Origin of the sequence: Streptomyces brasiliensis (assembly GCF_014647875.1) — a bacterium.
Lineage (GTDB): Bacteria > Actinomycetota > Actinomycetes > Streptomycetales > Streptomycetaceae > Streptomyces > Streptomyces brasiliensis.
Window position 1 is genome coordinate 199,976 of record NZ_BMQA01000005.1, and the last position, 23,900, is coordinate 223,875.

General features: G+C 72.2%; 16 protein-coding genes. 13 read left to right on the top strand and 3 right to left on the bottom strand.

Annotated elements, in window-relative coordinates; translation table 11 throughout:
* The 11 genes from IEZ19_RS10335 to moeZ all read left to right on the top strand — a co-directional run bounded on the left by IEZ19_RS10335 (position 1) and on the right by moeZ (position 13,513).
* On the top strand, positions 1-1,545 hold the full coding sequence (locus IEZ19_RS10335; RefSeq protein WP_229840152.1) for a DUF3152 domain-containing protein: 1,545 nt from the start codon (positions 1-3) through the stop codon (positions 1,543-1,545).
* 56 nt (positions 1,546-1,601) lie between these two features.
* Positions 1,602-1,697: an Ms4533A family Cys-rich leader peptide gene (locus IEZ19_RS53415; RefSeq protein ID WP_373296943.1), complete on the top strand. Its 96-nt coding sequence runs from the start codon at positions 1,602-1,604 to the stop codon at positions 1,695-1,697.
* Between the two features lie 185 nt (positions 1,698-1,882).
* Positions 1,883-3,604, top strand: coding sequence for an ABC transporter substrate-binding protein (locus IEZ19_RS10340; protein WP_189310820.1), 1,722 nt, complete (start codon positions 1,883-1,885; stop codon positions 3,602-3,604).
* Positions 3,570-4,553 carry an ABC transporter permease gene (locus IEZ19_RS10345; RefSeq protein ID WP_229840154.1) on the top strand — a complete coding sequence of 328 codons (984 nt, stop codon included), beginning with the start codon at positions 3,570-3,572 and terminating at the stop codon, positions 4,551-4,553. Before IEZ19_RS10340 ends, IEZ19_RS10345 begins: the two co-directional genes overlap by 35 nt.
* Positions 4,550-5,548 carry an ABC transporter permease gene (locus IEZ19_RS10350; RefSeq protein ID WP_189310821.1) on the top strand — a complete coding sequence of 333 codons (999 nt, stop codon included), beginning with the start codon at positions 4,550-4,552 and terminating at the stop codon, positions 5,546-5,548. The genes IEZ19_RS10345 and IEZ19_RS10350 overlap by 4 nt, the downstream gene beginning before the upstream one ends.
* Positions 5,545-7,137 carry a dipeptide ABC transporter ATP-binding protein gene (locus IEZ19_RS10355; protein ID WP_189310822.1) on the top strand — a complete coding sequence of 531 codons (1,593 nt, stop codon included), beginning with the start codon at positions 5,545-5,547 and terminating at the stop codon, positions 7,135-7,137. Before IEZ19_RS10350 ends, IEZ19_RS10355 begins: the two co-directional genes overlap by 4 nt.
* A gap of 213 nt (positions 7,138-7,350) precedes the next feature.
* Positions 7,351-9,030 (top strand): GT4 family glycosyltransferase PelF, encoded by a 1,680-nt coding sequence (gene pelF / locus IEZ19_RS10360; protein WP_229840156.1) that lies wholly within the window; start codon positions 7,351-7,353, stop codon positions 9,028-9,030.
* Positions 9,027-10,346, top strand: coding sequence for a hypothetical protein (locus IEZ19_RS10365; protein ID WP_189310824.1), 1,320 nt, complete (start codon positions 9,027-9,029; stop codon positions 10,344-10,346). Before pelF ends, IEZ19_RS10365 begins: the two co-directional genes overlap by 4 nt.
* Before the next feature lie 228 nt (positions 10,347-10,574).
* Positions 10,575-11,534, top strand: a complete 960-nt coding sequence (locus IEZ19_RS10370; RefSeq protein WP_189310825.1) for an NAD-dependent epimerase/dehydratase family protein — start codon at positions 10,575-10,577, stop codon at positions 11,532-11,534.
* The gene (locus IEZ19_RS10375) at positions 11,522-12,271 is read left to right on the top strand and encodes a spherulation-specific family 4 protein (RefSeq protein ID WP_189310826.1); all 750 of its coding nucleotides are present in this window, start codon (positions 11,522-11,524) and stop codon (positions 12,269-12,271) included. Before IEZ19_RS10370 ends, IEZ19_RS10375 begins: the two co-directional genes overlap by 13 nt.
* A gap of 63 nt (positions 12,272-12,334) precedes the next feature.
* Positions 12,335-13,513, top strand: a complete 1,179-nt coding sequence (moeZ, locus tag IEZ19_RS10380) for an adenylyltransferase/sulfurtransferase MoeZ (protein ID WP_189310827.1) — start codon at positions 12,335-12,337, stop codon at positions 13,511-13,513.
* 89 nt (positions 13,514-13,602) lie between these two features.
* On the opposite strand, the gene IEZ19_RS10385 is transcribed toward moeZ, so the two are convergent.
* The 3 genes from IEZ19_RS10385 to IEZ19_RS10395 form a co-directional block, all read right to left on the bottom strand.
* Positions 13,603-15,147, bottom strand: a complete 1,545-nt coding sequence (locus IEZ19_RS10385; protein WP_189310828.1) for an alpha/beta hydrolase — start codon at positions 15,145-15,147, stop codon at positions 13,603-13,605.
* A gap of 133 nt (positions 15,148-15,280) precedes the next feature.
* Positions 15,281-16,819 carry an alpha/beta hydrolase gene (locus IEZ19_RS10390; RefSeq protein WP_189310829.1) on the bottom strand — a complete coding sequence of 513 codons (1,539 nt, stop codon included), beginning with the start codon at positions 16,817-16,819 and terminating at the stop codon, positions 15,281-15,283.
* Between the two features lie 62 nt (positions 16,820-16,881).
* Positions 16,882-19,650 carry a lysylphosphatidylglycerol synthase domain-containing protein gene (locus IEZ19_RS10395; RefSeq protein WP_189310830.1) on the bottom strand — a complete coding sequence of 923 codons (2,769 nt, stop codon included), beginning with the start codon at positions 19,648-19,650 and terminating at the stop codon, positions 16,882-16,884.
* Between the two features lie 186 nt (positions 19,651-19,836).
* Between IEZ19_RS10395 and IEZ19_RS10400 the strand changes: the two genes are divergently transcribed.
* Both IEZ19_RS10400 and IEZ19_RS10405 read left to right on the top strand, forming a co-directional pair.
* On the top strand, positions 19,837-20,220 hold the full coding sequence (locus tag IEZ19_RS10400) for an MGMT family protein (protein WP_189310831.1): 384 nt from the start codon (positions 19,837-19,839) through the stop codon (positions 20,218-20,220).
* 311 nt (positions 20,221-20,531) lie between these two features.
* On the top strand, positions 20,532-23,840 hold the full coding sequence (locus tag IEZ19_RS10405; protein WP_189310832.1) for an ATP-dependent helicase: 3,309 nt from the start codon (positions 20,532-20,534) through the stop codon (positions 23,838-23,840).
* Positions 23,841-23,900: the final 60 nt, after the last annotated feature.

A 23,900-nucleotide genomic window follows, 5' to 3' on the forward strand; every position in this document is an offset into this window, starting at 1 on the left:
GTGGGACGCCACAGCCGCCGGGGGCTTGCCGCCACCGGGGCCGACGCCGAGGACATAACTCCGGGACGGGGGGCGCAGGACGCTCCGGGCATGGCGCGGCCGGGGGAGGCACCTGGATCCGGGCCGGGGCCGGCGACCGGACGACCCGGCGCGCTGCCCGGGCCACGGCCCGCGTCGGGGGGCGGGGTACCGCGGCTTCCTGACGGTACGCCGGCGCGGGGGGTTCCGCGTTTGCCTGACGGGACGCCGGCTCGTGGTGTGCCGCGGGTTGCTGATGGCACGCCGGCTCGTGGTGTGCCGCGGTTGCCGGACGGGACGCCCGCGCGCGGGGTGCCCCGTTTCGCCGATGGCACGCCCGCCCATGGCATCCCCCGGGTTGCCGACGGCACCCCTGCGCACGGTGTTCCGGAAGTCCGTGGTGGGCATCCCGAGCAGCGGGAGAGCGGGGGTGGCTGGGGCGCGTCCCGGGGGCGTGCTGGGGCTGTGCCGGGTGCCGGTGCGGCCGGGCCCGGGGTGGCCCTGCCGCGGCAGCGTGGGGGCCCTCCGGGGAGGCCCCGGCAGGAGTACATCGACGCTTTCGACGACGTCGACGGTGACATCGACGTCTTCGCTCCCCGGCCCGGGACCGGTGCGCAACGCGTCGAGCCGTACGGCTCGCAGGGCCCCGATGCCGACCCCGCGACCGACGAGGCCGGCGACGGCGACGACGTACCGCCCACGGGCCCGCCCGCGCCGGCCAAGGGTGGCAAGGGGCGGGCGTTCACGGGGATCGCCGCCGCCGCCGTCACCACCGTGCTCGCGGTGATCGTCGCCGGACAGGTCGCCGAGGAGCACGGTGGCAGCGACGTGCAGGCGCGCTCAGCCGACCAGGCCCGCGGCGCCCAGGATCCCGCCTCGCGCGGCAACGGCCGTACGACACCGTCGGCGGTGCCGGCCGCGGTCCCGCTGACCTACGAGCAGAAGATGGACCGGACGTACGCCCTCGGCGCCACCCTCAAGGGCTCGGGGAAGTTCGACTCGGTGCCGGGAACCGCCAAGGCACCCGGCAAGGGGCGCAAGTACACCTACCGCGTCGACGTGGAACAGGGACTCGGCCTGGACGGCGAGCTCTTCGCCCAGGCCGTGCAGAAGACGCTGAACGACCGCCGGAGCTGGGCCCACGACGGTGCCCGTACCTTCGAGCGCGTCGACTCCGGCAAGCCCGACTTCGTCATCACGCTCGCCAGCCCCGGCACCACCGCCGACTGGTGCGCCAAGTCCGGCCTCGACACCACCGAGGACAACGTGTCGTGCGACTCGGCGTCCACCGAGCGCGTGATGATCAACGCTTATCGATGGGCCCAGGGCTCGAAGACCTATGGTGACGAGATTCATGCCTACCGGCAGATGCTGATCAACCACGAGGTCGGCCACCGCCTCGGCTACGGCCACGTCACCTGTGAGGAGGACGGCGGGCTCGCCCCGGTCATGCAGCAGCAGACCAAGTTCCTCGACCACGACGGGATCCACTGTCTGCCCAACCCCTGGCCATATCCAGGGAGTTGACGGGCGTCACCGGGGTCACGTTGACATGCGCAGAATGTTCGTTCATATTTCTGCCCATGTGGTCTAGTCATGCCGTCACGAACAGCGCCGCCATCGAGCTGGCGCTCATCGGCGTGACCGCGCTCTGCGTGGCCGACATCCACTGTCGCTGACGCCCCGCCCCTGGCGTTCGCGTCGCGACCTTCACTTTCACCGTGGCTCCGTCACGGTTTTCCGACGACCCGGCGCCGGGGCAGACGTCTGTTCACTTTCGTCTCACCCTTCGTCCATTTGTCTCGCCATCCGAGATGACCGTGAGACACGGACTTGAGAGCTACCCCGAGAGGTCGTCATTCCCATGCGTCAACCGTCCGTCACAGCGCGCCGCTTGGCAGCGGCATCCGTCGGCCTGGTCGTGGCAGCGGGCGCCGTCGCCTGCGGCCCGAAGGACAACGATGTCAAGGGTGCCGCCGGTGGCGACTCCGCGCCCCACAAGGGCGGCACACTGACCGTCCTGAACACCTCCCCGCAGGAGGACTTCGACCCGGCCCGCCTGTACACCTCCGGCGGCGGAAACGTGCCCGGACTGGTCTTCCGGACCCTCACCACCCGCAACCGGGAGAACGGCGCCGCCGGCGCCAAGGTGGTCCCGGACCTGGCCACCGACCTGGGCACGCCCAGCAAGAACGCCACCGTGTGGACGTACCACCTCAAGGACGGGCTGAAGTTCGAGGACGGCACGCCCATCACCACGGCCGACATCAAGTACGGCATCGAGCGCTCCTTCGCCGCCGAACTCTCCGGCGGTGCCCCCTACCTGCGCGACTGGCTGATCGGCGGCAAGGACTACCAGGGCCCCTACAAGGACAAGAAGGGCCTGGACTCCATCGAGACGCCGGACGACAAGACCATCGTCTTCCGTCTGAACAAGCCCGAGGGCGACTTCCCGTTCCTGGCCACCCAGACCTCCTTCGCCCCGGTGCCGAAGGACAAGGACACCGGCACCAAGTACGAGAACCACCCGTACTCCTCCGGCCCGTACAAGGTCGTCTCGAACCAGAACGACGGCCAGCACCTGGTCCTGGAGCGCAACACCTACTGGGACCCGAAGACCGACGCCGAGCGCAAGGCCTATCCCGATCGCATCGACGTCCAGTCCGGTCTCGACGGGGCTGTCATCAACCAGCGGCTGTCGGCCGGTGCGGGCAAGGACGCCGCCGCCGTCACGACCGACACCAACCTCACCGCCGCCGAGCTCGCCAAGATCACCGGCGACAAGCAGCTGGCCGCCCGCGTCGGCACCGGCCAGTTCGGCTACACCGACTACATCGCCTTCAACCCGAAGGTGAAGCCGTTCGACAACCCCAAGGTGCGTCAGGCCATCGCCTACGCCGTCGACCGCAGCACCGTGGTCAACGCGCTCGGCGGCTCCTCTCTCGCCAAGCCCGCGACCACCTTCCTGCCCGACCAGAAGGCCTTCGGCTACACGCCGTACGACCCCTTCCCGGCGGGCGAGAGCGGCACCGCGGCCAAGGCGAAGGAGCTGCTCAAGGAGGCCGGTTACGCCAAGGGCCTGACGGTCACCCTCACCCACGACAGCAGCGCGGGTGACGAGCAGGGCCCCGAGGTCGCCACCGCCCTGCAGGACGCACTGAAGAAGGCCGGGATCACCGTCAAGCTGCAGGGGCTGGAGTCCAGCGCCTACAGCGAGAAGATCCACAGCGTCAAGACCGAGCCCGGCTTCTTCCTCACCGGCTGGGGCGCCGACTGGCCGTCCGGCGGTCCGTTCCTCGCCCCGATCTTCGACGGCCGCCAGATCGTCAAGGACGGCTACAACTTCAACGGCGCCCAGCTGGACGACACGGCCGTCAACAAGGAGATCGACGAGATCAACAAGCTGACCGACCTTCAGGCCGCCGCCACGCGCTGGGGCGCACTGGACAAGAAGATCGGCGAGCAGGCGCTGACCGTGCCGCTGGTGCACCCGGTCTACAAGCGCCTGTTCGGCAAGGACGTCAAGAACGTCGTCATCAGCGACTGGACCGGTGTCCTCGACGTCGCGCAGGTCGCGGTCAAGTGACGACCACCGACCCTCTGACGGCGCCCGGCAGGTCTGGCGACGGCTGCGCGCCCAGCGCGCCGCCCTCGCCGGCGCCTCCGTGATCGTTCTCCTCACTGTCATGGCGCTCGCCGCTCCCCTGCTCGCCGCCCTGGAAGGGCAGGACCCGGACGCGTACCACGCCGATGCCGTCGACTCCGCCCTCGGCGGGGTCCCGCTCGGCTCCTTCGGGGGCATCGGCGCCGACCACTGGCTCGGCGTCGAACCCGGCACCGGCCGCGACCTGTTCGCCCGGCTCGTGTACGGCGCTCGGATCTCGCTCGGCGTCGGCCTCGCCGCCACCGTCGTCCAGGTGGTCCTCGGGGTCGGCGTCGGCCTCGCCGCCGGACTCGGCAACCGCTTCCTGGACAACCTGCTCAGCCGGACCACCGACGTCATGCTGGCGCTGCCCTCGCTGGTCTTCGCCATCGCGCTGCTTGCGATCGTTCCCGCCGGCTTCCCGCGCCCGGTCCTGCTGGTGCTCGTCCTCGGCCTGCTCGGCTGGGGCGGCACCTCCCGCATCGTCCGCGCCCAGACCCTGACCCTGAAGTCCCTGGACTACGTGGCCGCGGCCCGGCTCGGCGGCGCCGGCCGGTGGCGCATCGCGCGCCGTGAACTGCTGCCGTCACTCGCCGCACCCGTGGCTACGTACACGGCGCTGCTGGTGCCGAGCAACATCGCCTCTGAGGCGGGACTGTCCTTCCTCGGTATCGGAGTGAAGCCGCCCACCCCCTCCTGGGGGCAGATGCTGTCCACGGCCACCACCTGGTACGAGGCCGACCCGGCCTACGTGCTGCTGCCCGCCGGGCTGATCTTCGTCACCGTCTTCGCCTTCACGACGCTCGGCGACGGAGTCCGCACCGCTCTCGACCCGCGCGCGGCCAGCCGGGTGCGGGGCCGCGCACGGCGGCGCAAGGAGGCGCGGGCATGACGCTCTTCGCCCGGTTCGCGCTGCGCAGGCTGCTGGGGGCGCTGCTGGTCCTCCTCGTGCTGAGCATCGTGATCTACGCGCTGTTCTACGTCCTGCCCGGCGACCCCGCCCGGCTGGCCTGCGGACCCAAGTGCACCACCGCCCAGGTCGACCAGGTGCGCGCCCAGCTCGGCCTCGGCCACCCGGTCTATGTGCAGTACGCCCACTTCCTGCAGGGTCTGTTCGCCGGTACGGACATCAGCACCGGCGTCGGGACCGAGCACTGCGGCGCGCCGTGCCTCGGCTTCTCGTACCAGAACGGTGAACAGGTCACCTCGCTGCTCGCCCAGCGCCTGCCGGCCACCGCCTCCCTCGCCCTCGGCGCGATGGTGCTGTGGCTGATCCTCGGTATCGCCACCGGTCTGCTCTCGGCGCTGCGCCACGGCGGGCTCACCGAGCGCGTGCTGACCGCGCTGACCCTGGCGGGCAACGCCGTGCCCGTCTTCATCATCGGCATCCTGCTGATGCTGCTGTTCGTCTCCGTACTCGGCTGGCTGCCCTTCCCGTCGTACGTTCCGCTGACCGACGACCCCGAGCAGTGGGCGTGGAACCTCGTGCTGCCCTGGCTCTCTCTGGCCATCCTGGAGAGCGCCAAGTACTCCCGGCTGACCCGCAGTTCCCTCCTGGAGACGCTCGCCGAGGACCATGTGCGCACCTTCCGCGCCTACGGCGTCCGCGAGCGCTCCATCATCGGGCGGCACGCGTTGCGCGGCGCCGTGCCGCCGATCATCGCGCTGTCCGCGCTGGACCTGGGGACGATGTTCGGCAGCGCGGTGCTCACCGAGTCGCTCTTCGGCATACCCGGGCTCGGCAAGAGCCTCGTGGACTCGGTGCGGACCGAGGACCTGCCGGTGGTGGTCGGCCTCGTGCTCGTCACCGGCTTCTTCGTGGTCCTCGCCAACGCCGTCGCGGACGTGCTGTACGCGGTGGCCGACCGACGGGTGGTGCTCGCATGAGCCTGGTGGAAGTCACGGACCTGACCGTCGAGTTCGGGTCCCTGCGGGCCGTGGACGGACTGTCGTTCCGGCTGGAGCGCGGTGCCGCCCTGGCCCTGGTCGGCGAGTCCGGCTCCGGCAAGTCCACGGTCGCCTCCGCACTGCTGGGGCTGCACCACGGCACCGGGGCCCGGGTCGGCGGCTCGGTCCACGTCGCCGGCACCGACGTACAGGGCGCCTCCGACGAGGAGTTGCGGCGGTTGCGCGGCGGAAAGGCCGCCATGGTCTTCCAGGACCCGCTGTCGTCGCTCGATCCGTACTACGCGATCGGCGACCAGATCGCGGAGGTCTATCGCGTGCACACGCGTGCCTCGCGACGGGCGGCACGCGCGCGTGCCGTCGAGGTCCTCGAGCAGGTCGGCATCCCGGACGCGCGGCGGCGGGCCCGTTCCCGCCCGCACGAGTTCAGCGGAGGCATGCGCCAGCGCGCCCTGATCGCCATGGCGCTCGCCTGCGAACCGGACCTGCTGATCGCCGACGAACCGACCACCGCGCTGGACGTCACCGTCCAGGCCCAGATCCTCGATCTGCTGCACACCCTGCGCGAGGAGACCGGCATGGGCCTGCTGCTCGTCACCCATGACGTGGGCGTCGCCGCCGAGAGCGTCGACGAGGTGCTCGTCATGCGGCACGGGCGGGTGGTCGAACACGGTCGGGTCTCCGCCGTCCTGGGATCGCCGTCGCACGCGTACACCCGCGAACTGCTCGGCGCCGTCCCGCGCGTGGACGTACCGCGCACCGGCTCACAGGCGACCGACGAGGTCGTCCTGGAAGCCACCGGCGTGCGGCGCGAGTTCGGGCGGGGGAAGCGGGCGCTCGCGGCCGTGGACGACGTGTCGCTGACGATCCGCCGGGGCGAGACCCTCGGCATCGTGGGCGAGAGCGGCAGCGGCAAGACGACCCTGGGCCGCATGCTGGTCGGATTGCTGGAGCCGACGGCGGGCGCGATCCGCTACGAAGGACAGGCACACACCGGCGTGAACCCGGCCGTGCAGATGGTGTTCCAGGACCCCGTCTCCTCCCTCAACCCCCGCCGCAGCGTGGGGGAGTCCATCGCCGACCCGCTGCGCGCGCGAGGAGAGCGCGACGAGGGGCGCATCAGGAGGCGCGTGACGGAGCTGCTGGAGCGGGTGGGACTCGAGGGGGCGCACTACGGCCGCTATCCCCACGAGTTCAGCGGCGGACAGCGCCAGCGCGTGGGTATCGCGCGGGCGCTCGCGGCCGACCCGCACGTCATCGTCTGCGACGAGCCCGTCTCCGCGCTGGATGTCACCACCCAGGCCCAGGTGGTCGCCCTGCTGGGCGAGTTGCAGAAGGAACTCGGGCTGGCACTGGTCTTCGTCGCGCACGACCTCGCCGTCGTCCGCCAGGTCAGCGACCGGGTCGCGGTGATGCGCAAGGGCCGCGTCGTCGAGGAGGGCCCCGCCGACGAGGTGTACGACTCCCCTCAGGACCCCTACACCAAGCAGCTCCTGGCCGCCGTGCCCGCCCTCGACCCCGAGGTCGCGGCCCGGCGGCGGGCGGCACGGCGGGAGTTGGCCGCGGCATAGGCTCGGGCGGGCACGCGATGTGACGATCTGTACGCACATGATCTCCTAGCGCGACCGAACGCAATCCGCACGGGAAAGTTACGACCGTTCACCCCTTTTGGTGGTGCGATGGACAACCGTCCATCGCACCACCGCCTTGTCCGCATACGTTCGTCCCGCTGCGAGCCGCCGGGACAACGGCGGCTCCCCATACGGGAGATCGGGGGTGCACACGTGCGCATCGGACTGCTTACGGAGGGTGGCTATCCGTATGTGAGCGGTGACGCCAGGCTCTGGTGCGACCGGCTCGTGCGCGGGCTCGGGCAGCACGAGTTCGACATCTACGCGCTCAGCCGTACCCGGCGCCAGGAGGACGAGGGCTGGATCCCGCTCCCGCCGCACGTCACGCGGGTGCGCACGGCACCACTGTGGACCGCCGACGACGACGGCGCCGGCCACGGGCGCCGCGCACGCCGGCGCTTCGCCGAATGCTACGAGGAGCTCGCCGGCGCGGTCTGCGCCGGCTCCGATGACCAGGCGGACCGTTTCGCCGGCGCGCTGTACGGGCTCGCCGAACTGGCCCGCGACGAGGGCGGACTGGTGGGAGCGCTGCGCTCCGAGACCGCCGTACGCGCACTGGAGCGCGCCTGCCGCGCACCCGCCGCCCTGCGCGCCGCGCGCGAGGCGCGCGTGCCCGAACTGCTCACCGTCGCCGCTCTCCTCGAACGCGCTCTGCGCCCCCTCTCCCTCGATTGGTACGAGGACGACGGCCTCGGTTCGGCCGACCTGTGCCACGCGACGGCAGGCGGCCCGGCGGCCCTGTCCGGCCTGCTAGCCCGCCACTTCTGCGGAGTGCCCCTGCTGGTGACGGAGTACGGCGTGCAACTGCGCTCGCACTACCTGGCCGCGGGCGCCGCCGAGGACGCCCCGTCCGTACGGGCGCTGCTCGCCGCCTTTCACCGCAGGCTCGTCGGCGAGGTCTACCAGCGCGCCGCGATCCTCACGCCCGGCAACGCGCACGCACGCCGCTGGCAGGAGCGCTGCGGCGCCGACCGCGCCAGGATCCGCACCGTCCACCCGGGCATGGAGGCCTCCCGCTTCGCCGAGGTCGGCGAGGCCCCGGACCGCGGCGACCCGGACACCCTCGTCTGGGTCGGCCGGGTCGAGCCCGCCAAGGACCTGGTGTCGCTGCTGCACGCCTTCGCGGAGGTGCGCCGGGCCGAACCCAAGGCCCGCCTGCGGATCCTCGGTGCCCCGGCCGGCGCCGAGGGGCGGGCGTACCTGGGCCATTGCCGTGCGCTCGCCGCACAGCTCTTCCCCGACGAGGCCGAGGGCGTCCACGCGGTCGGCGACAACCCCGTGTCCTTCGAGGAGATCGGTGCCCCGGAGGCCCCGACCCTCGCCGACGCCTACGCCTCGGGTGCCGTGGTCGTGCTGTCCAGCGTCGTCGAGGGCTTCCCGATCAGCCTGGTCGAGGCCATGTTCTGCGGCCGCGCGACGGTCTCCACGGACGTCGGAGCGGTGGTGGAGGTCATCGGCGGCACCGGACTCGTCGTGCCCCCCCGCAATCCGCGAGCGCTCGCCGAATCGTGCGTGGCACTGATGCGCGACCCGGAGCGCCGCGAGCGCCTGGGCGCCGCCGCCCGCGCTCGTGCGCTCGAACTGTTCACGGTCGAGCAGAACATCACGGCATTTCACAGCATTTACCTGGAGATCGTCGCGCACTGCCCGGTACGCCGCGTCGTCCTCGACGACGCCGGTGAGCCCCTTCCGTTCGCCGCTCCCGCCGAGGCGCACATCCCCGGGCGCTGGACCGGGTCCCCGGCGCGCGCCGTCGCCCGCGGCGGCCCCGGCTGGGCCTCCGACACGCCGGTACGGGGCGCTCGCCTCGCGACCTCGGAGGGCGCCCGATGACCGGCCTGGGCGAACTCGACCCCCCCGGGACCCCGGGCAGCACCGGCGCGTGGGACACGCGATCCGAGGAGTGGCTGGCGGGGGACGGCGACGCGGACCTCGCTGACGAGACGGAGTCTCCTCGCGACCCGGGTGTTCCCGCCGAGGCCGACGCGGCGGCGCGCACGAGCCCCGCGGCCGACCCGGAAGACGGCAAGGACCGCAGACCCGCCGCCCGGCGCGGTGCGGCCGACCCGGTGAAATCGCTGATGCACCGTCACCGCGAGCTGTGCGAACGCGCCGTGGACCCGCTGGAGATCGCGGCCGGGCTCGAGGCCCACGGTGTCACCGACCGCACCGCCGCCCGCTTCCGCCACCGCGACGTCTTCTCCCTCGCCGAGGAGATGTACGCGCGCGTACCCCGCGACGCCGAGCCGCGCCCTCGCCCCACACCCGCCGCCGCTCCCCGCGCCCGCGCCGACTGGGCCCTGCTCGCCCTCCTTCCCGGCGTGTTGTGCGCGGCAACCGTGGCCGGGCTGCACCTCACCCACGGCCGCACCCGCTTCTTCGTGGCCGCCGGCGGCGTCCTCGCCGTGAGCATCGGCGTGCGCGCGGCATTCCGCCGGGGCCCGCTCGCCGTCCCACCCGGCACGCACGCGTGGCGCTCCACTGCTCACACACGCGCGTGGACCTGGTGGCTCCTCGCCTACGCCCTCCTCGGCGACGGTCTGCTCGGGGCCGTCCTGGCAGGCGGCCCCGACGACCTGCCGAACGGCACCACCGACGGCCCCTGGCCCTTGACCGCCGCACCCGTCCTGGCCCTCACCCTGGCCTGCGCCCCCGCGGCCTGGAGCGCCCACCTCTTCGCCGCGTACGCGCGCCGCAGGCTCGCGGCGAGCCGTGGCCTGGAGGAGTTCTCCGCCGCCGTACAGCCGCTGCTGCTCGGCACGTTCGCCCTGTTCCTGTGCGCTCTCGCGGCCCTCGCCGCCCTGTCCGGCACGGCCCTGGACGAGCCCGCGCTCTACCCCGAGACCCTCGCGCTGGGCGCTCTCCTCCTGCTGGCCCGCCTTCTGACCGTCCACCACCAACCTCATACGGCCTTCCTCGCCCTCGCCGCTGCCGCCGGCGCCGAGGCACTGGCGCCCGGACTGGTCCTCATCGGCCACCTCCCCGGGTGCTCCTTCCTGGCCGTGGCGGTCCAGACCCTCGTGGACCACTGGGGCGCGGGCGGCGTCCCGACGCTCGCCTGCGCGGCGGCCGCACTGACGCTGCTGTGGCACGCGACCCGCGCCCTGTCCCGGGCCTCGGCCCACGCGCCGACGGGAGAGCAGACATGAACACGCCCGCACCGGCCCGCGCTCGGAGGGCACCCGCACCGGGGCACCCGCCCCCGCCGAGCGGAAGCCACCTCCAGGACCACACCCGCCCCCTGCCGCAGGCGACCGGCCCCGCAGCCGGAGGCAACCGCATCACGCCTTTGAAGGAGAAGACCAGATGACCACCTCCCGATCCGGAGCATCCGGAGCCACCGGAGCGGCCGGCGCGCACACCCCGGGAGCCGCCCGATGAGGGTCCTGCTGATCGGAGCCAACGGCTACCTGGGCCGCTTCGTCGCCGACCGCCTGCTCGCCGACCCGGCCGTCCAGCTCACCGCACTCGGCCGCGGTGACGACGCCGACGTCCGCTTCGACCTCGCCAGCGGCAGCCCCGGCGCGCTCACCCGCTTCCTGGACGCGGTCCACCCCGGTGTCGTCGTCAACTGCGCCGGCGCCACCCGCGGCGGCGCCCGCGAACTCACCCGGCACAACACCGTCGCCGTCGCCACCGTCTGCGAGGCCCTGCGCCGCAGCGGCTGCGGAGCCCGTCTGGTGCAGATCGGGTGCAGCGCCGAGTACGGTCCGAGCCAGCCGGGCTCCTCCACGGCCGAGGACGCCGTACCCCGCCCCGGAGGCCCGTACGGCGTCAGCAAACTCGCCGCCACCGAACTCGTCCTGGGCTCGGGCCTGGACGCCGTCATCCTGAGGGTGTTCTCACCCGCCGGACCCGGCACCCCGGCGGGCTCCCCGCTCGGCAGGCTCGCCGAGGCCATGCGCCGTGCCATGCAGTCCGGCGACGGTGAACTCAAGCTCGGCGGCCTGGGCGCCCAGCGCGACTTCATCGACGTCCGCGACGTCGCGCGCGCCGTGCACGCGGCCTCTCTCTCCGCCGCGCAGGGCGTCATCAACATCGGTTCGGGCCGTGCCGTCCGTCTCCGGGACGCCGCCGCCGTCCTCGCCCGCGTCGCCGGATACGGGGGCACCCTGCACGAACTCGACGGACCTCCCGGCCCGCTGCGGGCATCCATCGGCCACCCCCGCAGCGAATCCGACCACGCGGCCCCGGTCGCGTACCCGTACCCCGACGGCTGCGGCAGCTGGCAGCAGGCCGACGTGCGCACCGCACGCGACCGGCTCGGCTGGCGCCCCCGGATCAACCTCGAAGAATCCCTCGCAGACATCTGGATGGAGGCGGCATGCCGCATCTGACCAGCACCAAACCGAGCGCCACGAGCACAGGACTCAGCACCGCCTTCGGCATCCCCGGCTACGCCCACCCCCTCGTCGCCCCCGCCGAATGGGCCGAGCTCACCCGGCCCGGCACACCTCTGCACTGGGTCGCCCTCAACGTCGCGGACGGCCCCGGCACCCGCCCCGACCCGCACTGCCTGGAGGCGGCCGGGCGGCTGAGCAACGCCGGTGTCCGTGTCCTGGGCCACCTCGACACGGCGTACGGCGCCCGGCCCGTGATCGACCTCCTGTCCGACGCGCGGCTCTACGTCGACTGGTACCGCGTCGACGGCTTCCTTCTGAACCGTTGTCCCACCGAGCGCGGCGCGCTCCCCGAGGTCCGGCACGCCGTCACCGCGCTGCGGGCCCTGCGTGACAATGCCCACATCGTCCTCGGCCACGGCAGCCATCCCCATGCGGGCTACGCCGAGAACGCCGACCAGTTGGTAACCTTCTCCGGCCCCTGGACCGAGTACCGCTGGTCGCAGGTGGCCGAGTGGACCGCGGACTATCCGCCGGACCGCTTCTGCCACTTCGTGCACGGTGTGCCCCGCGGTCACCTCGAGGAGGCGCTGCGCATCGCGCGCTGGCAGGGAGCCGCCACGATCTACTTCACCGACCACACCGATCGCGGCGGGCGCACCGACCCTTGGGGGACCATGCCCGGTTACTGGGACGAAATCGTCTCGCGGGTCGGAACGGGTGTCTCGGAATGAAGAAGGCCATGGCAGTGTTACACACAGAACAACCGTAGTGATTGACCGACCAACGGAGTCCCCGTGTCGCTGCCACCCCTGGTCGAGCCAGCTTCTGAGCTCACCGTAGACGAGGTCCGCAGGTACTCCCGCCACCTGATCATCCCCGACGTGGGGATGGACGGGCAGAAGCGGCTGAAGAACGCCAAGGTGCTCTGTGTGGGCGCCGGCGGCCTGGGCTCGCCGGCGCTGATGTACCTGGCCGCGGCCGGCGTGGGCACGCTCGGCATCGTGGAGTTCGACGAGGTCGACGAGTCGAACCTGCAGCGCCAGATCATCCACAGCCAGTCCGACATCGGCCGGTCCAAGGCCGAGTCCGCCCGCGACAGTGTCAAGGGCATCAACCCGTACGTGGACGTGATCCTTCACGAGGAGCGGCTCGAGGCCGACAACGTGATGGACATCTTCAGCCAGTACGACCTGATCGTCGACGGCACGGACAACTTCGCGACCCGTTACCTGGTCAACGATGCCTGCGTGCTGCTGAACAAGCCGTACGTATGGGGCTCGATCTACCGCTTCGACGGCCAGGCCTCGGTCTTCTGGTCCGAGCACGGCCCCTGCTACCGCTGCCTCTACCCGGAGCCCCCGCCCCCGGGCATGGTCCCGTCCTGCGCCGAGGGCGGCGTCCTGGGCGTGCTGTGCGCGTCCATCGGCTCCATCCAGGTCACCGAGGCGATCAAGGTCCTCACCGGCACCGGCGAGCCGCTGGTCGGCCGGCTGATGATCTACGACGCCCTGGAGATGCAGTACCGCCAGGTCAAGGTCCGCAAGGACCCGAACTGCGCGGTCTGCGGCGAGAACCCGACCGTCACCGAGCTCATCGACTACGAGGCCTTCTGTGGCGTCGTCTCCGAGGAGGCCCAGGCGGCGGCCGCCGACTCCACGATCACTCCCAAGCAGCTCAAGGAGTGGATCGACGACGGCGAGAACATCGAGATCATCGACGTCCGCGAGCCGAACGAGTACGAGATCGTCTCCATCCCGGGTGCCAAGCTGATCCCGAAGAACGAGTTCCTCATGGGCAGCGCCCTGGAGACCCTCCCGCAGGACAAGAAGATCGTCCTGCACTGCAAGACGGGTGTCCGCAGTGCCGAGGTCCTCGCCGTGCTGAAGTCCGCGGGCTTCGCGGACGCCGTGCACGTCGGCGGCGGTGTGATCGGCTGGGTCAACCAGATCGAGCCGACCAAGCCGGTCTACTAGACACGGGCCTTCCCCGGCCCCGGAGGGGCTCGGCACCTGGTGTGCCGGGCCCCTTCGCGCTGCCCGGAGTTGCTCGCGGGCGTCCGGCGCTACGAGCAGACCTTGCCGTCCTTCGGCACCGTCCCGTCCAGCAGATACGCGTTCACCGTCGAGTCCACGCAGTCGCTCCCGTTGCCGTACGCCCCGTGACCCTCGCCCTTCCAGGTCAGCTCCACACCGACGTCCTTGCCCAGTTCGTCGGCCATCCTGCGGGCCCCTTCGTACGGCGTCGCGGGGTCCCCGGTGTTGCCGACCAGCAGGATCGGCGCCGCGCCCGGCGCGCCGACCTCCGGGGTGTCGTACTGCCCGGCCACCGGCCAGTCGTGGCACCACCCGGCCGTGTCCCAGCCGAGGAAGTCCCCGAACACCGGTGAGATCCTCTCGAACTCCGGCAGCAGCTTCTTCGTCTCCGCGAGCGTGGGCCGCTGCTTGTCGTCCAAGCACGATATGACCCGTTGTGCGTGGGCCGTCGTGCCGTAGTGGCCCGAGGAGTCACGCTCGTTGTAGTTGTCGGCCAGCGACAGCAGCCCCGAACCGTCACCCTCCTCCGCGGACTTCAGGGCACTGGTCAGCGTCGGCCAGCTGGCCTTGCTGTACAGGGGCAGCACGATGCCGGTGACCGCGAGGCTCTGGGTCAGCTTGCGGCCCGACGAGGTGGACAAGGGCTCCGCGTCGATCCGCTTCAGCAGGGCGGCGATCTTCTGCGAGCCCTGCTTCGGGTCCTGGCCCGTGGACTTGAGGTAGTCGTCGAGGGCCCGCTGGAACCCCCTGGCCTGGTTCTCGGCGTGGCCCACCGAGTCGGCGGCCGGGTCGACCACCGCGTCGAGGACCGTCCGCCCCACGTTCTTCGGGAACAAGTGGGCGTACACGCCGCCCAGTTCGGTGCCGTACGAGATGCCGAAGTAGTGCATCGTCGTGTCGCCCAGCACCTGGCGCATCAGGTCCATGTCGCGGGCCGTGTCGGTCGTCGAGACATGGGCCATCAGCGTGCCGGCCGCCCGCTCGCAGCCCTTGCCGAAGTCGGCGGCGTCCTGGAAGTACGCCTTCTCCTCGGCCGGGGTGTCCGGGGTGGCGTCGATCGTCTCGGCGGCCCGGATGTCCCGGTCACTGCGGCAGCGGATGCCCTCACTGGCGCCGACGCCGCGCGGGTCCCAGCTCACGAGGTCGTAGCGCTCGCGCAGTTGGGAGACCGTGGCGGCGTAGTACGGCATCGTCGACACGCCCGAGCCGCCCGGTCCGCCGAAGTTGAACAGGAGCGAGCCGATGCGGTCGCTTCCGGTGGCGCGGGTCCGGATCAGCGCGAGGCCGATGGTCGCGCCGTCCGGATGTGCCCAGTCCAGCGGGACCTTGAGCGTCGCGCACTGCCAGTCGCCGCCCGGCGCGGCCGTGTCCGCCGTGCCCTTGCAGCGACCCCAGTCGAGTTTCTGCGAGGTGAGAGAGGAGGGCAGGTCGGCGGACGTGGCGGCGGGTGACGTCGCCGGAGCGCCGGACCCGCCCTTCCCCTCGTCCTCGTCCCCGCCGGACGAACCACCACCGCACCCGGCCAGCAGCACGGCCGCGGCGACCGCGGCCGTCCACCGCACGAAACGCGACATGCCCAACCCCCCTCGCAAGCCCTCCGCGCATCCGGCGGAGAGCGGTCAGGCCATAGTAGGCGGATCGAGCCGAGCCGATCGTCGCCTGTGGATAACCTTTTGACCTGCGAGTTTTCCGGAATTCGGGGGTGAGTCAGGAGCAGACCGTCCCGGCCGCGGGCACCTTGCCGTCGAGCAGATAGCCGTTCACGGCGCTCTGCACGCACTTGTTCTTGCTGTCGTAGGCGCCGTGCCCCTGCCCCTTGTACGTCAGCTCGACGCCGACTCCCTTGCCGAGCGCTTCCACCATCTTCCGCGCCCCCTCGAAGGGAGTCGCCGGGTCGCCGGTGTTGCCCACGACGAGGATCGGCGCCGATCCGGGCGCACTCACATCGGGATGGTCGGCGGCGCCCGGCACCGCCCAGTCGGTGCAGGTGACCATGCCCCAGGCCAGGTAGTCCCCGAACAGAGGGGAGGCGGCGCGGAACTCGGGCAGCCTCTGCTGGACGAAGCCGGCGCTGTAACGCGGCTTCTCGTCGGAACAGTTGATGGCCACGTTCGCCGACATGATGTTGCTGTACTCGCCGTTCTCGCTGCGGCCGTTCATCGAGTCGGACAGCAGCATCAGGATCTTTCCGTCGCCGTCGTAAGCGTCCTGCAGGCCCTCGGTGAGGTACTCCCAGAAGTCCTTGGAGTACAGGGACTGCGCGATGCCGTTGGTAGCGGCGGTCTGGGTCAGCTCGCGCGGGAAGATGCCCGGGATCGGCTTCTTCTCGAGGTCCGCGAGCAGCTTGGCGATACGGTCCTTGACGTCCTGCGGGGTGTTCCCGATCGGGCACTCCGTCGTCTTCGACGTGCAGTCCTCGGCGAAGTTGCCGAGCGCGAGCTGGAAGCCCTTCGCCTGCGCGAGGGAGCTCTGTTCGGGGTTCTGCGTGGGGTCCACGACGGCGTCGAACACGGCCCGGCCGACGTTCTTGGGGAACAAGTGGGCGTAGACACCGCCCAGTTCGGTGCCGTACGAGATGCCGAAGTAGTGCAGCTTGCTGTCCCCGAGGACCTGGCGCATCAGGTCCATGTCACGGGCCGCGTCGGTGGTGCGCACGTGCGGCAGGATCTTCTTCGAGTTCTTCTCGCAGGCCGCGTTGAAATTCCTGGTGCGGTCCAGGAGCTGGGTGCGCTCGGCGCTGTTGTCGGGCGTCGCGTCCTGCTGGAAGAACACGTCGAGCTGCGCGTCGCTCTTGCACTCCACGGGGGCACTGCGCCCGACGCCCCGCGGGTCGAAGCTCACCAGGTCGTAGCGGGTGCGCAGCGTCGCGTAGTCCTCGCCGAAGGCGGGCAGCGTGGTGACACCGCTGCCGCCGGGTCCGCCGAAGTTGAAGACGAGCGAGCCGATCCGCTTGCTCGCGGGGCCGCTGGCCCGGGCCCGGATCAGGGCCAGCCCGATGGTGTCGCCCTTGGGGTCGCTCCAGTTGAGCGGCGCCTTCAGGGTGGCGCACTGCCATGAGCCGCCGCCCGGCAGCGGGGACGGGGAAGTGCCGCCACCCTCCGCCTGGGATGGGGCCGGGCAGTCCTTCCAGTCCAGTTTCTGCGCCGTCAGGTCCTCGTTCCTGGAGCCGTCGCCGCAGCCCACGAGCAGCGAGGGCAGCAGGACGGCGGCGGTCAGGGCGGCGCGGATCCGGGATGGGTTCGGCATGAACCCATCCTGCGGTCGCGCACGGCGGGGCGCTCGGGGCACGGGCCGTAAGAGGTACGGCCCTACAGGGCGCCCTTGCGCGTGAGGTGGTTGAAGGCCAGCCAGCCGGGCAGCACGGGCAGCCACAGCGTGAGCAGCCGGAACAGCAGCACGGCCGGTGCGGCGACCTCCTTGGGGAGGCCGACGGCGATCAGACCGACCGTCAGGGTGGCCTCCACCGCGCCGACGCCGCCCGGGGTCGGCGCCGCGGACCCGAGGGCGTTGCCGGCGAGGAAGACGACCGCGACGCTGGCGATGCTCAGGGATGTCGACTCGTCGCCGAACGCGCGGATCGACGCGTCCAGGCACATCACGAAGCAGGCGGTCAGCAGCAGCATGCCGCCGATGCCGGTGACCAGCTTCTGCGGCCGCTGCAGCACGTCGAGCATGCGCGGGACGACACCCGCGAACAGCGACCTCACGCGCGTGACGAGGAATTTCCGCAGGAACGGCACCGAGGTCACCACGAGCACCAGCACCGCCACCGTCAGCAGACCCGCGATGACCGTGCGGGACGGCGACAGGGACGGCGTCTTCTCGGTGCCGGTCAGATAGCCGAAGGACAGCAGCATCAGGATGTGACAGCCGAGTCCGAACAGCTGCGAGGCACCGACGCTCGCCACCGCCAGCCCGGGCCGCACGCCCGAGCGCTGCAGGAAGCGGGTGTTGAGGGCGACACCGCCGACGGCGGCCGGTGCGACGATCTTCACGAACGACCCGGCGACCTGAGCGGCCACGGTGCGCAGGAACGGCACCCGCTCGGGCACGAACCCGAGCAGCGCCATGGCCGCGGCCACATAGCTGAGCGCCGAGAAGAGCACCGCCGCGATGAGCCAGCCCCATTGGGCCTGCGCGAACAGGGTGCCGAACTCGATGTGCGTGAGCTGCGTCAGCAGGAAGTACGCGCCGATGGCGCCGGCGATGAAGCTGATCAGCGTGCGTGGCCGCACCCGCTCCAGACGGGCCGGTTCCACGGGCGCCTGCGGCCTGATGAGCAGCACCTGGTGCCGGATCTGCGTGAGCAGGTCCTCCTCGCGGGCCTCCTCCAGCGCCTCGTCGATGGCCCGCTTCTCGGCCCGCTGCTCGGCACGCACCGTCTTCTTGTCGGGATTCTCCAGCGCGGTCCGGGTGTCCTCCGAGGCTTCCTCGAGCCGGGCGAGCTTGGCCTGCCGGGAAGCCTCCAGGACGGCCTCGCGTTCGCGCTGGGCACGCTCGCGTGCGAGTCGGCGCAGCGTCGCGCGCGTGGAGCGCGTCAGGGCGATCGGCTGGAGCATCGGCAGACAGTCGGCGACGGCGTCGGGGCCGAGGACGCCCACCGCGGAGGCCACGGCGCGCTCCGCGCCGACCCGCAGCCCGAGTGTGGTGACGAGCTGGGCGACGTCCATGCGCAGCAGCAGATCACCGGCCGCGATCTCGCCACCGCGCAGGTCGGTGAGGATCACCGCCCCGGAACGATCCACCACAATCGCGTCGCCCGCCAGCCTGCGGTGCGCGATGCGCCGGGACTGCAGGGCGCGCACCTGGTGCCAGGTGTTGTGCAGCAGTTCGTCGGTGATCTCGTCGTCGGCCAGCGAGTCCAGGGTGCGGCCGCCGGTGTGCTCGTAGATGAGCATGACGGCGTCGGGCCCCAGCTCGGAGGTCGCGATCAGCTTGGGGGCGTTCGCGCCGGCCGCGATGGCGGCGTACGCCAGCAGGGCCTCCTGCTCCAGCGCCTGGCGCAGGGACTGGAGGCTGCTGCGGGTGGCGAAGCCGCGCAGCGTCAGATTGCGCCACGCGCGGTAGAAGAAGCCCTGGGCCTGCTGCTCCCGGTCGACGACGGTGACGTCCAGCGGCGGGCCGTCCTCCAGGGTCACGAAGTAGCGCCGTCCGCGGTCGCCGTTCTCGGTGTCGGCGGCCTCCTCGCGCGCCGCGCCGACGGGGTGGAAGCCGACGTGTCGCAGTCCCGCCAGCAGGGTCTGTCCCGTGGGCCGGACGTTGGGCGAGCCCACCGCGTACAGGGTGCCGTAGGCGACGGTCCAGCCGATCAGCACCGTCAGGATGATCGAGAACGGCGTCGTGTAGCCGGTGACCAGCATGGAGAACGCGTCGAGCAGCAGCACGATCCACAGCACGGCACGCCAGCGCGGTCTGCGGGACATGCCGACGGCCGTCATGTACGCGATGACGGGCGCGAGATAGCCGTGCACCGGGTCGGTCAGGGCGTGGATGTCCCCGGGGGAGGGCTGGGTGAGCGCCTCCTGGATCGAGTCCGGGGCGGCTCTGGCGACCCACAGGTCGGTGGCGAGGGTCACCCCGTGCGCGAGGACCGCCGCGAGCACGCCGTCGGCGATGCGCAGCCCGTCCCGCTTGATCAGCCGCTCGATGGCGAAAGCGACCGGCACGAGCAGGATCGCGATGCTGGACGCCAGCCCCGCGATCTTGATCAGCAGGTCGGGCGCCTGGCCCGTGCCCTTGTTGATGTCCTGTTCGAGACCCGAGGTGGTGCCGTGGGCGAAGGCGGCGATGGCGAGCAGGACGGCGATGGCGAGCACGCCCACCAGGAGCCGCATCAGGTCGGAGGGACGGTGCACGCGCGCGGGGAGGAGCGGTTCGTCGCCCTCGACCTCGTCGACGTGCGCTTCCTCGGGACAGTCGGTGTCCGGTGCGGGACGCTCGGTTTTGGTGGGCTTGCCCGAGGAGTCGTTCACGGGCGAGCCGGCGGAGTCCTTCGCGCGCGGGTCGGCGGCGTCCGGGCGCGCCCCGGCGTCAGAGGTGCCCTCCGCGCCTTCGGGGTGCACACCCTGCTGTTTCATCGTCTCTTCTTGGTCTCGTATCACCTGTCACCGCCCGCACGATGGTGGCATGCCCCACCGACACACGGTGACGTCAGGGTGCAAGTGCGGGGGCGCACAGTCTGCCGGAAGCGCCGCTGAAGGGCGAGGCGGAGACGTGGCGCCGCGGGAGTCACGTTGTCGGTGGGGTGGGGCAGGATGGGGCGAATGAGCGAGGAGAGGCTTCCGGATGACACCGGCGAGGACGGGGACGCGCTGCCGGAGTATGCCGAGCGGGTCCTCGACGTCGCCGAGCGGATCCCGCCGGGGCGGGTCATGACGTACGGGGACGTCGCCGAGTGGCTGGAGGAGGGCGGTCCGCGCCAGGTCGGACGCGTGATGGCCCTCTACGGCGGCGCCGTCCCGTGGTGGCGCGTGGTGCGCGCCGACGGGGTCCTGCTCCCGGGGCACGAACTGCGCGCCCTCGAACGCTACCGCGCGGAGGGCACCCCGCTGAAGGTGGCGGGCAGGGCCGCCGACGGCCACCTGCCGCGACTCGACATGAAGCGGGCCAGGTGGGACGGCGGCGCGGGCGCGGAGGGTCACACCTGACAGCTTCCGCCATCGGACCCCCGAGAGGGGAGCGTGTGGCCCGTACGGGGGACACAGGGGACGTGCGTGGCATGCCGTACGTTCGAGAGTCGTGGGACGCGCGTGGCGCGAGTGCCGCGAGGGAAGAATCGGAAGCCCTGCTTCCGTCCCGTTCACCGGCGTAGCGTCGGCTGCACGTGTCCCGCTCACCCCGCGGTCACCGCCTTCCACGCGCGGTGGCCCGCCCACCCGACACCCGGCCGTCCCCCGACGGCGGCGCATCGCGCCGACAGAGACAGCCCCGAGCACAAGCACCAGGACCGGCGAACCACGTGAGCTCCTCTTCTTCCACCGAGCGCCTGCCGCACCCTCAGGTGCGGCAGGGGAACCGTGGCGCTTACCGACTGGTCCGTACTCCGCCGGACCGACCCGATCCCCTTCGTCTGGACGCCGCTCAGCGCGCGGTGGTTGACCACGGGTCCGGACCGCTTCTCGTACTGGCGGGTCCGGGCACCGGCAAGACCACCACGCTCGTCGAGTCCGTGGCTGCGCGGATCGCCCGCGGCGCGGACCCCGAGCGGATCCTGGTGCTGACCTTCAGCCGCAAGGCCGCCGTCGAACTCCGCGACCGCATGGCCCTGCGCGTCGGCGCCGCCCGCGCGCCCCGGGCGACCACCTTCCACTCGTACTGCTACGCCCTGGTCCGCGCCCACCAGGACAGCGAGCTGTTCGTGGAGCCGCTGCGTCTGCTCTCGGGCCCCGAGCAGGATGTGACCGTCCGCGAGCTGCTCGCGGGCCAGCCCGACCTGGAACGGCTCGGCCTGACCCATGTGCGCTGGCCGGACGAGCTGCGCGCCTGCCTGACCACGAGGGGCTTCGCCGACGAGGTCCGCGCGGTCCTCGCCCGCAGCCGGGAACTGGGCCTGGGCCCCGGGGCCCTGGACGCGTTCGCCCGCCGCATCGGCCGCCCGGACTGGCGGGCGGCGGCCGCGTTCCTCGCCGAGTACCTCGACGTGCTCGACCTGCAGGGCGTCCTCGACTACGCGGAACTCGTCCACCGTGCCGTGCTGCTCGCCCGCCGCCCGCAGGTCGCCGAGCGGCTGGCCGGCCAGTACGACGCCGTGTACGTCGACGAGTACCAGGACACCGACCCGGCCCAGGTGCGCCTCCTGCACGCGCTGGCGGGCGGCGGCCGCACCCTCGTCGCCTTCGGCGACCCCGACCAGTCGATCTACACGTTCCGCGGCGCCGACGTGAACGGCATCCTCGACTTCCCGTCGGCCTTCCCACGCGCGGACGGCCGCCCGGCCCCCGTCGAGGTCCTGCGCACCTCCCGCCGCTCCGGCGCCGCCCTGCTCGCCGCGACCCGTCTGCTGACCCAGCGCATGCCCCTGACCCGCCTGCCCGCCGACAAGGTGCGCGCCCACCGCGACCTCACCCCGGTACGGGACGGCGGCCGCGTCGACGTGCACATCTACCCCACGCCCGGCACGGAGCTGGACAACATCGCCGACATCGTCCGCAGAGCGCATCTCGAGGACGGCGTGGCCTGGAGTGAGATGGCCGTCCTGGTGCGCGCCGGAGCACGCACCATTCCCGTGGTCCGCCGCGCCCTGACGGCCGCCGGCGTGCCGCTGGACATAGACGGCGACGACCTGCCGCTGCGCCACGAACCGGCGGTGGCGCCGCTTCTCACCGCCCTCAGGGCGGTCGCGACGGCGGAAGCCGCATCGCGCCCCGCGCCGGAGGAACCCGTCCCGGACACCCCGTGGCTCGACACCGAGACCGCGCTCACCCTGCTCACCTCGCCGCTCGCCGGCATGGACGCCGCCGATCTGCGCCGCCTCGGCCGGGCCCTGCGCGAGGAGGAGCGGGCGGCCGGCAACCCGCTGCCGCCGCCCTCGGACGACCTGCTCGCGCGGGCGCTCGCCGAGCCGGAGCGGCTGGTCGCGCACGATCCCGCGTACGCCCGGGGTGCCCAGCGCCTCGGCGGCCTGCTGCGCAAGGCCCGGCAGCGCCTCGCGGGCGGCGGCACGGCCGAGGAGGCCCTCTGGGATCTGTGGGACGGCACGCCGTGGCCCGCCAGGCTGGAGCGGCTCGCCCGGCGCGGCGGTGCCGCCGGCCGCAACGCCGACCGCGACCTGGACGCCGTGTGCGCGCTGTTCGCGACCGCCGCGCGCGCGGAGGAGCGCATCGGAGGCCGGGGCGCCCTCAACTTCCTCGAGGAGATCGACGCCGAGGACATCGCCGCCGACACGCTCGCCCGGCGGACGGTACGCCCCGATGCCGTACGCCTCATGACCGCGCACCGTGCCAAGGGCCTGGAGTGGCGCCTGGTCGTCGTCGCCGGTGTCCAGGAGGGTCTGTGGCCGGACCTGCGGCGCCGCGGCTCCCTCTTGGAGGCCGACCGCATCGGACGCGACGGACTCGCCGAACCGCTCACCCCAGGCGCGCTGCTCGCCGAGGAGCGCCGCCTGTTCTACGTCGCCGCCACGCGCGCGCGTGAACGCCTGGTCGTCACCGCGGTGAAGGCCCCCGCGGACGACGGTGACCAGCCCTCCCGGTTCCTCACGGAACTGGGCGTCAAACCCCAGGACGTCACCGGCAGGCCCCGCCGCCCCCTGTCGGTGGCCGCGCTCGTCGCCGAGCTGCGCGCCACGACCGTCGACCCGCGCGCGTCCGCCGCCCTGCGCGAGGCCGCCGCCCGCCGGCTGGCCCGGCTGGCCGCGCTCGCGGACGAGGACGGCCGCCCCCTGGTGCCGTCCGCGCACCCCTACCGCTGGTGGGGCATGTTCGAGCCGACCGAGAGCAAGGTGCCGCTGCGCAACCGCGACCAGCCCGTCGTACTCTCCGGCAGCGCCCTCGACCAGCTGGCCAACACCTGCGCCCTGCAGTGGTTCCTGGGCCGTGAGGTGAAGGCCGACGCGCCCTCCACCACCGCCCAGGGCTTCGGCAACGTCGTGCACGTCCTCGCCGACGAGGTCGCCTCCGGGCGCACCCCCGCCGACCTCGCCGTGCTGATGGAGCGCCTGGAGTCCGTGTGGAACGCGCTCGCCTTCGACGCGCCCTGGAAGTCGGCGCAGGAGAAGGCCAACGCGCGCGTGGCGCTCGAACGCTTCCTGAAGTGGCACGTCGACTCCAACCGGGCGCGCACACCGGTGGCCAGCGAGCACGACTTCGACGTCACCCTCGAGGCCGGCGACTACGAAGTGCGCATCCGCGGCCAGATGGACCGCGTCGAGGAGGACGGCGAGGGCCGCGCCTACGTCGTCGACTTCAAGACCGGCAAGCAGGCGCCCAGCGCGGCCGAGGTGGCCCGCCATCCGCAGCTGGCCGTCTACCAGCTCGCCGTCCGCGAGGGCGCCGTCGACGACGCCTTCGACGGCGTACGGCCCGAGCCGGGCGGCGCCGAACTGGTCCACCTCAGGCAGGGTGCCGCCCAGCGGGACGGCGGCGAGACGCTGCCCAAGGTGCAGGCCCAGGCGCCGCTGGAGGGGGAGTGGGTCGGCGACCTGCTGGCGACGGCGGCCGGCAAGGTCCTCGACGAACGGTTCACGCCGACCTCGGGGCAGCACTGCGCGCACTGCGCCTTCCGGGCCTCGTGCAGTGCAAGACCGGAGGGCAAACACGTGGTCGAGTGACCCGCGTGACGCATCGCACCACACGCACTGACCTGCGTTTCTCCCGGTCCGGCCGCCGAT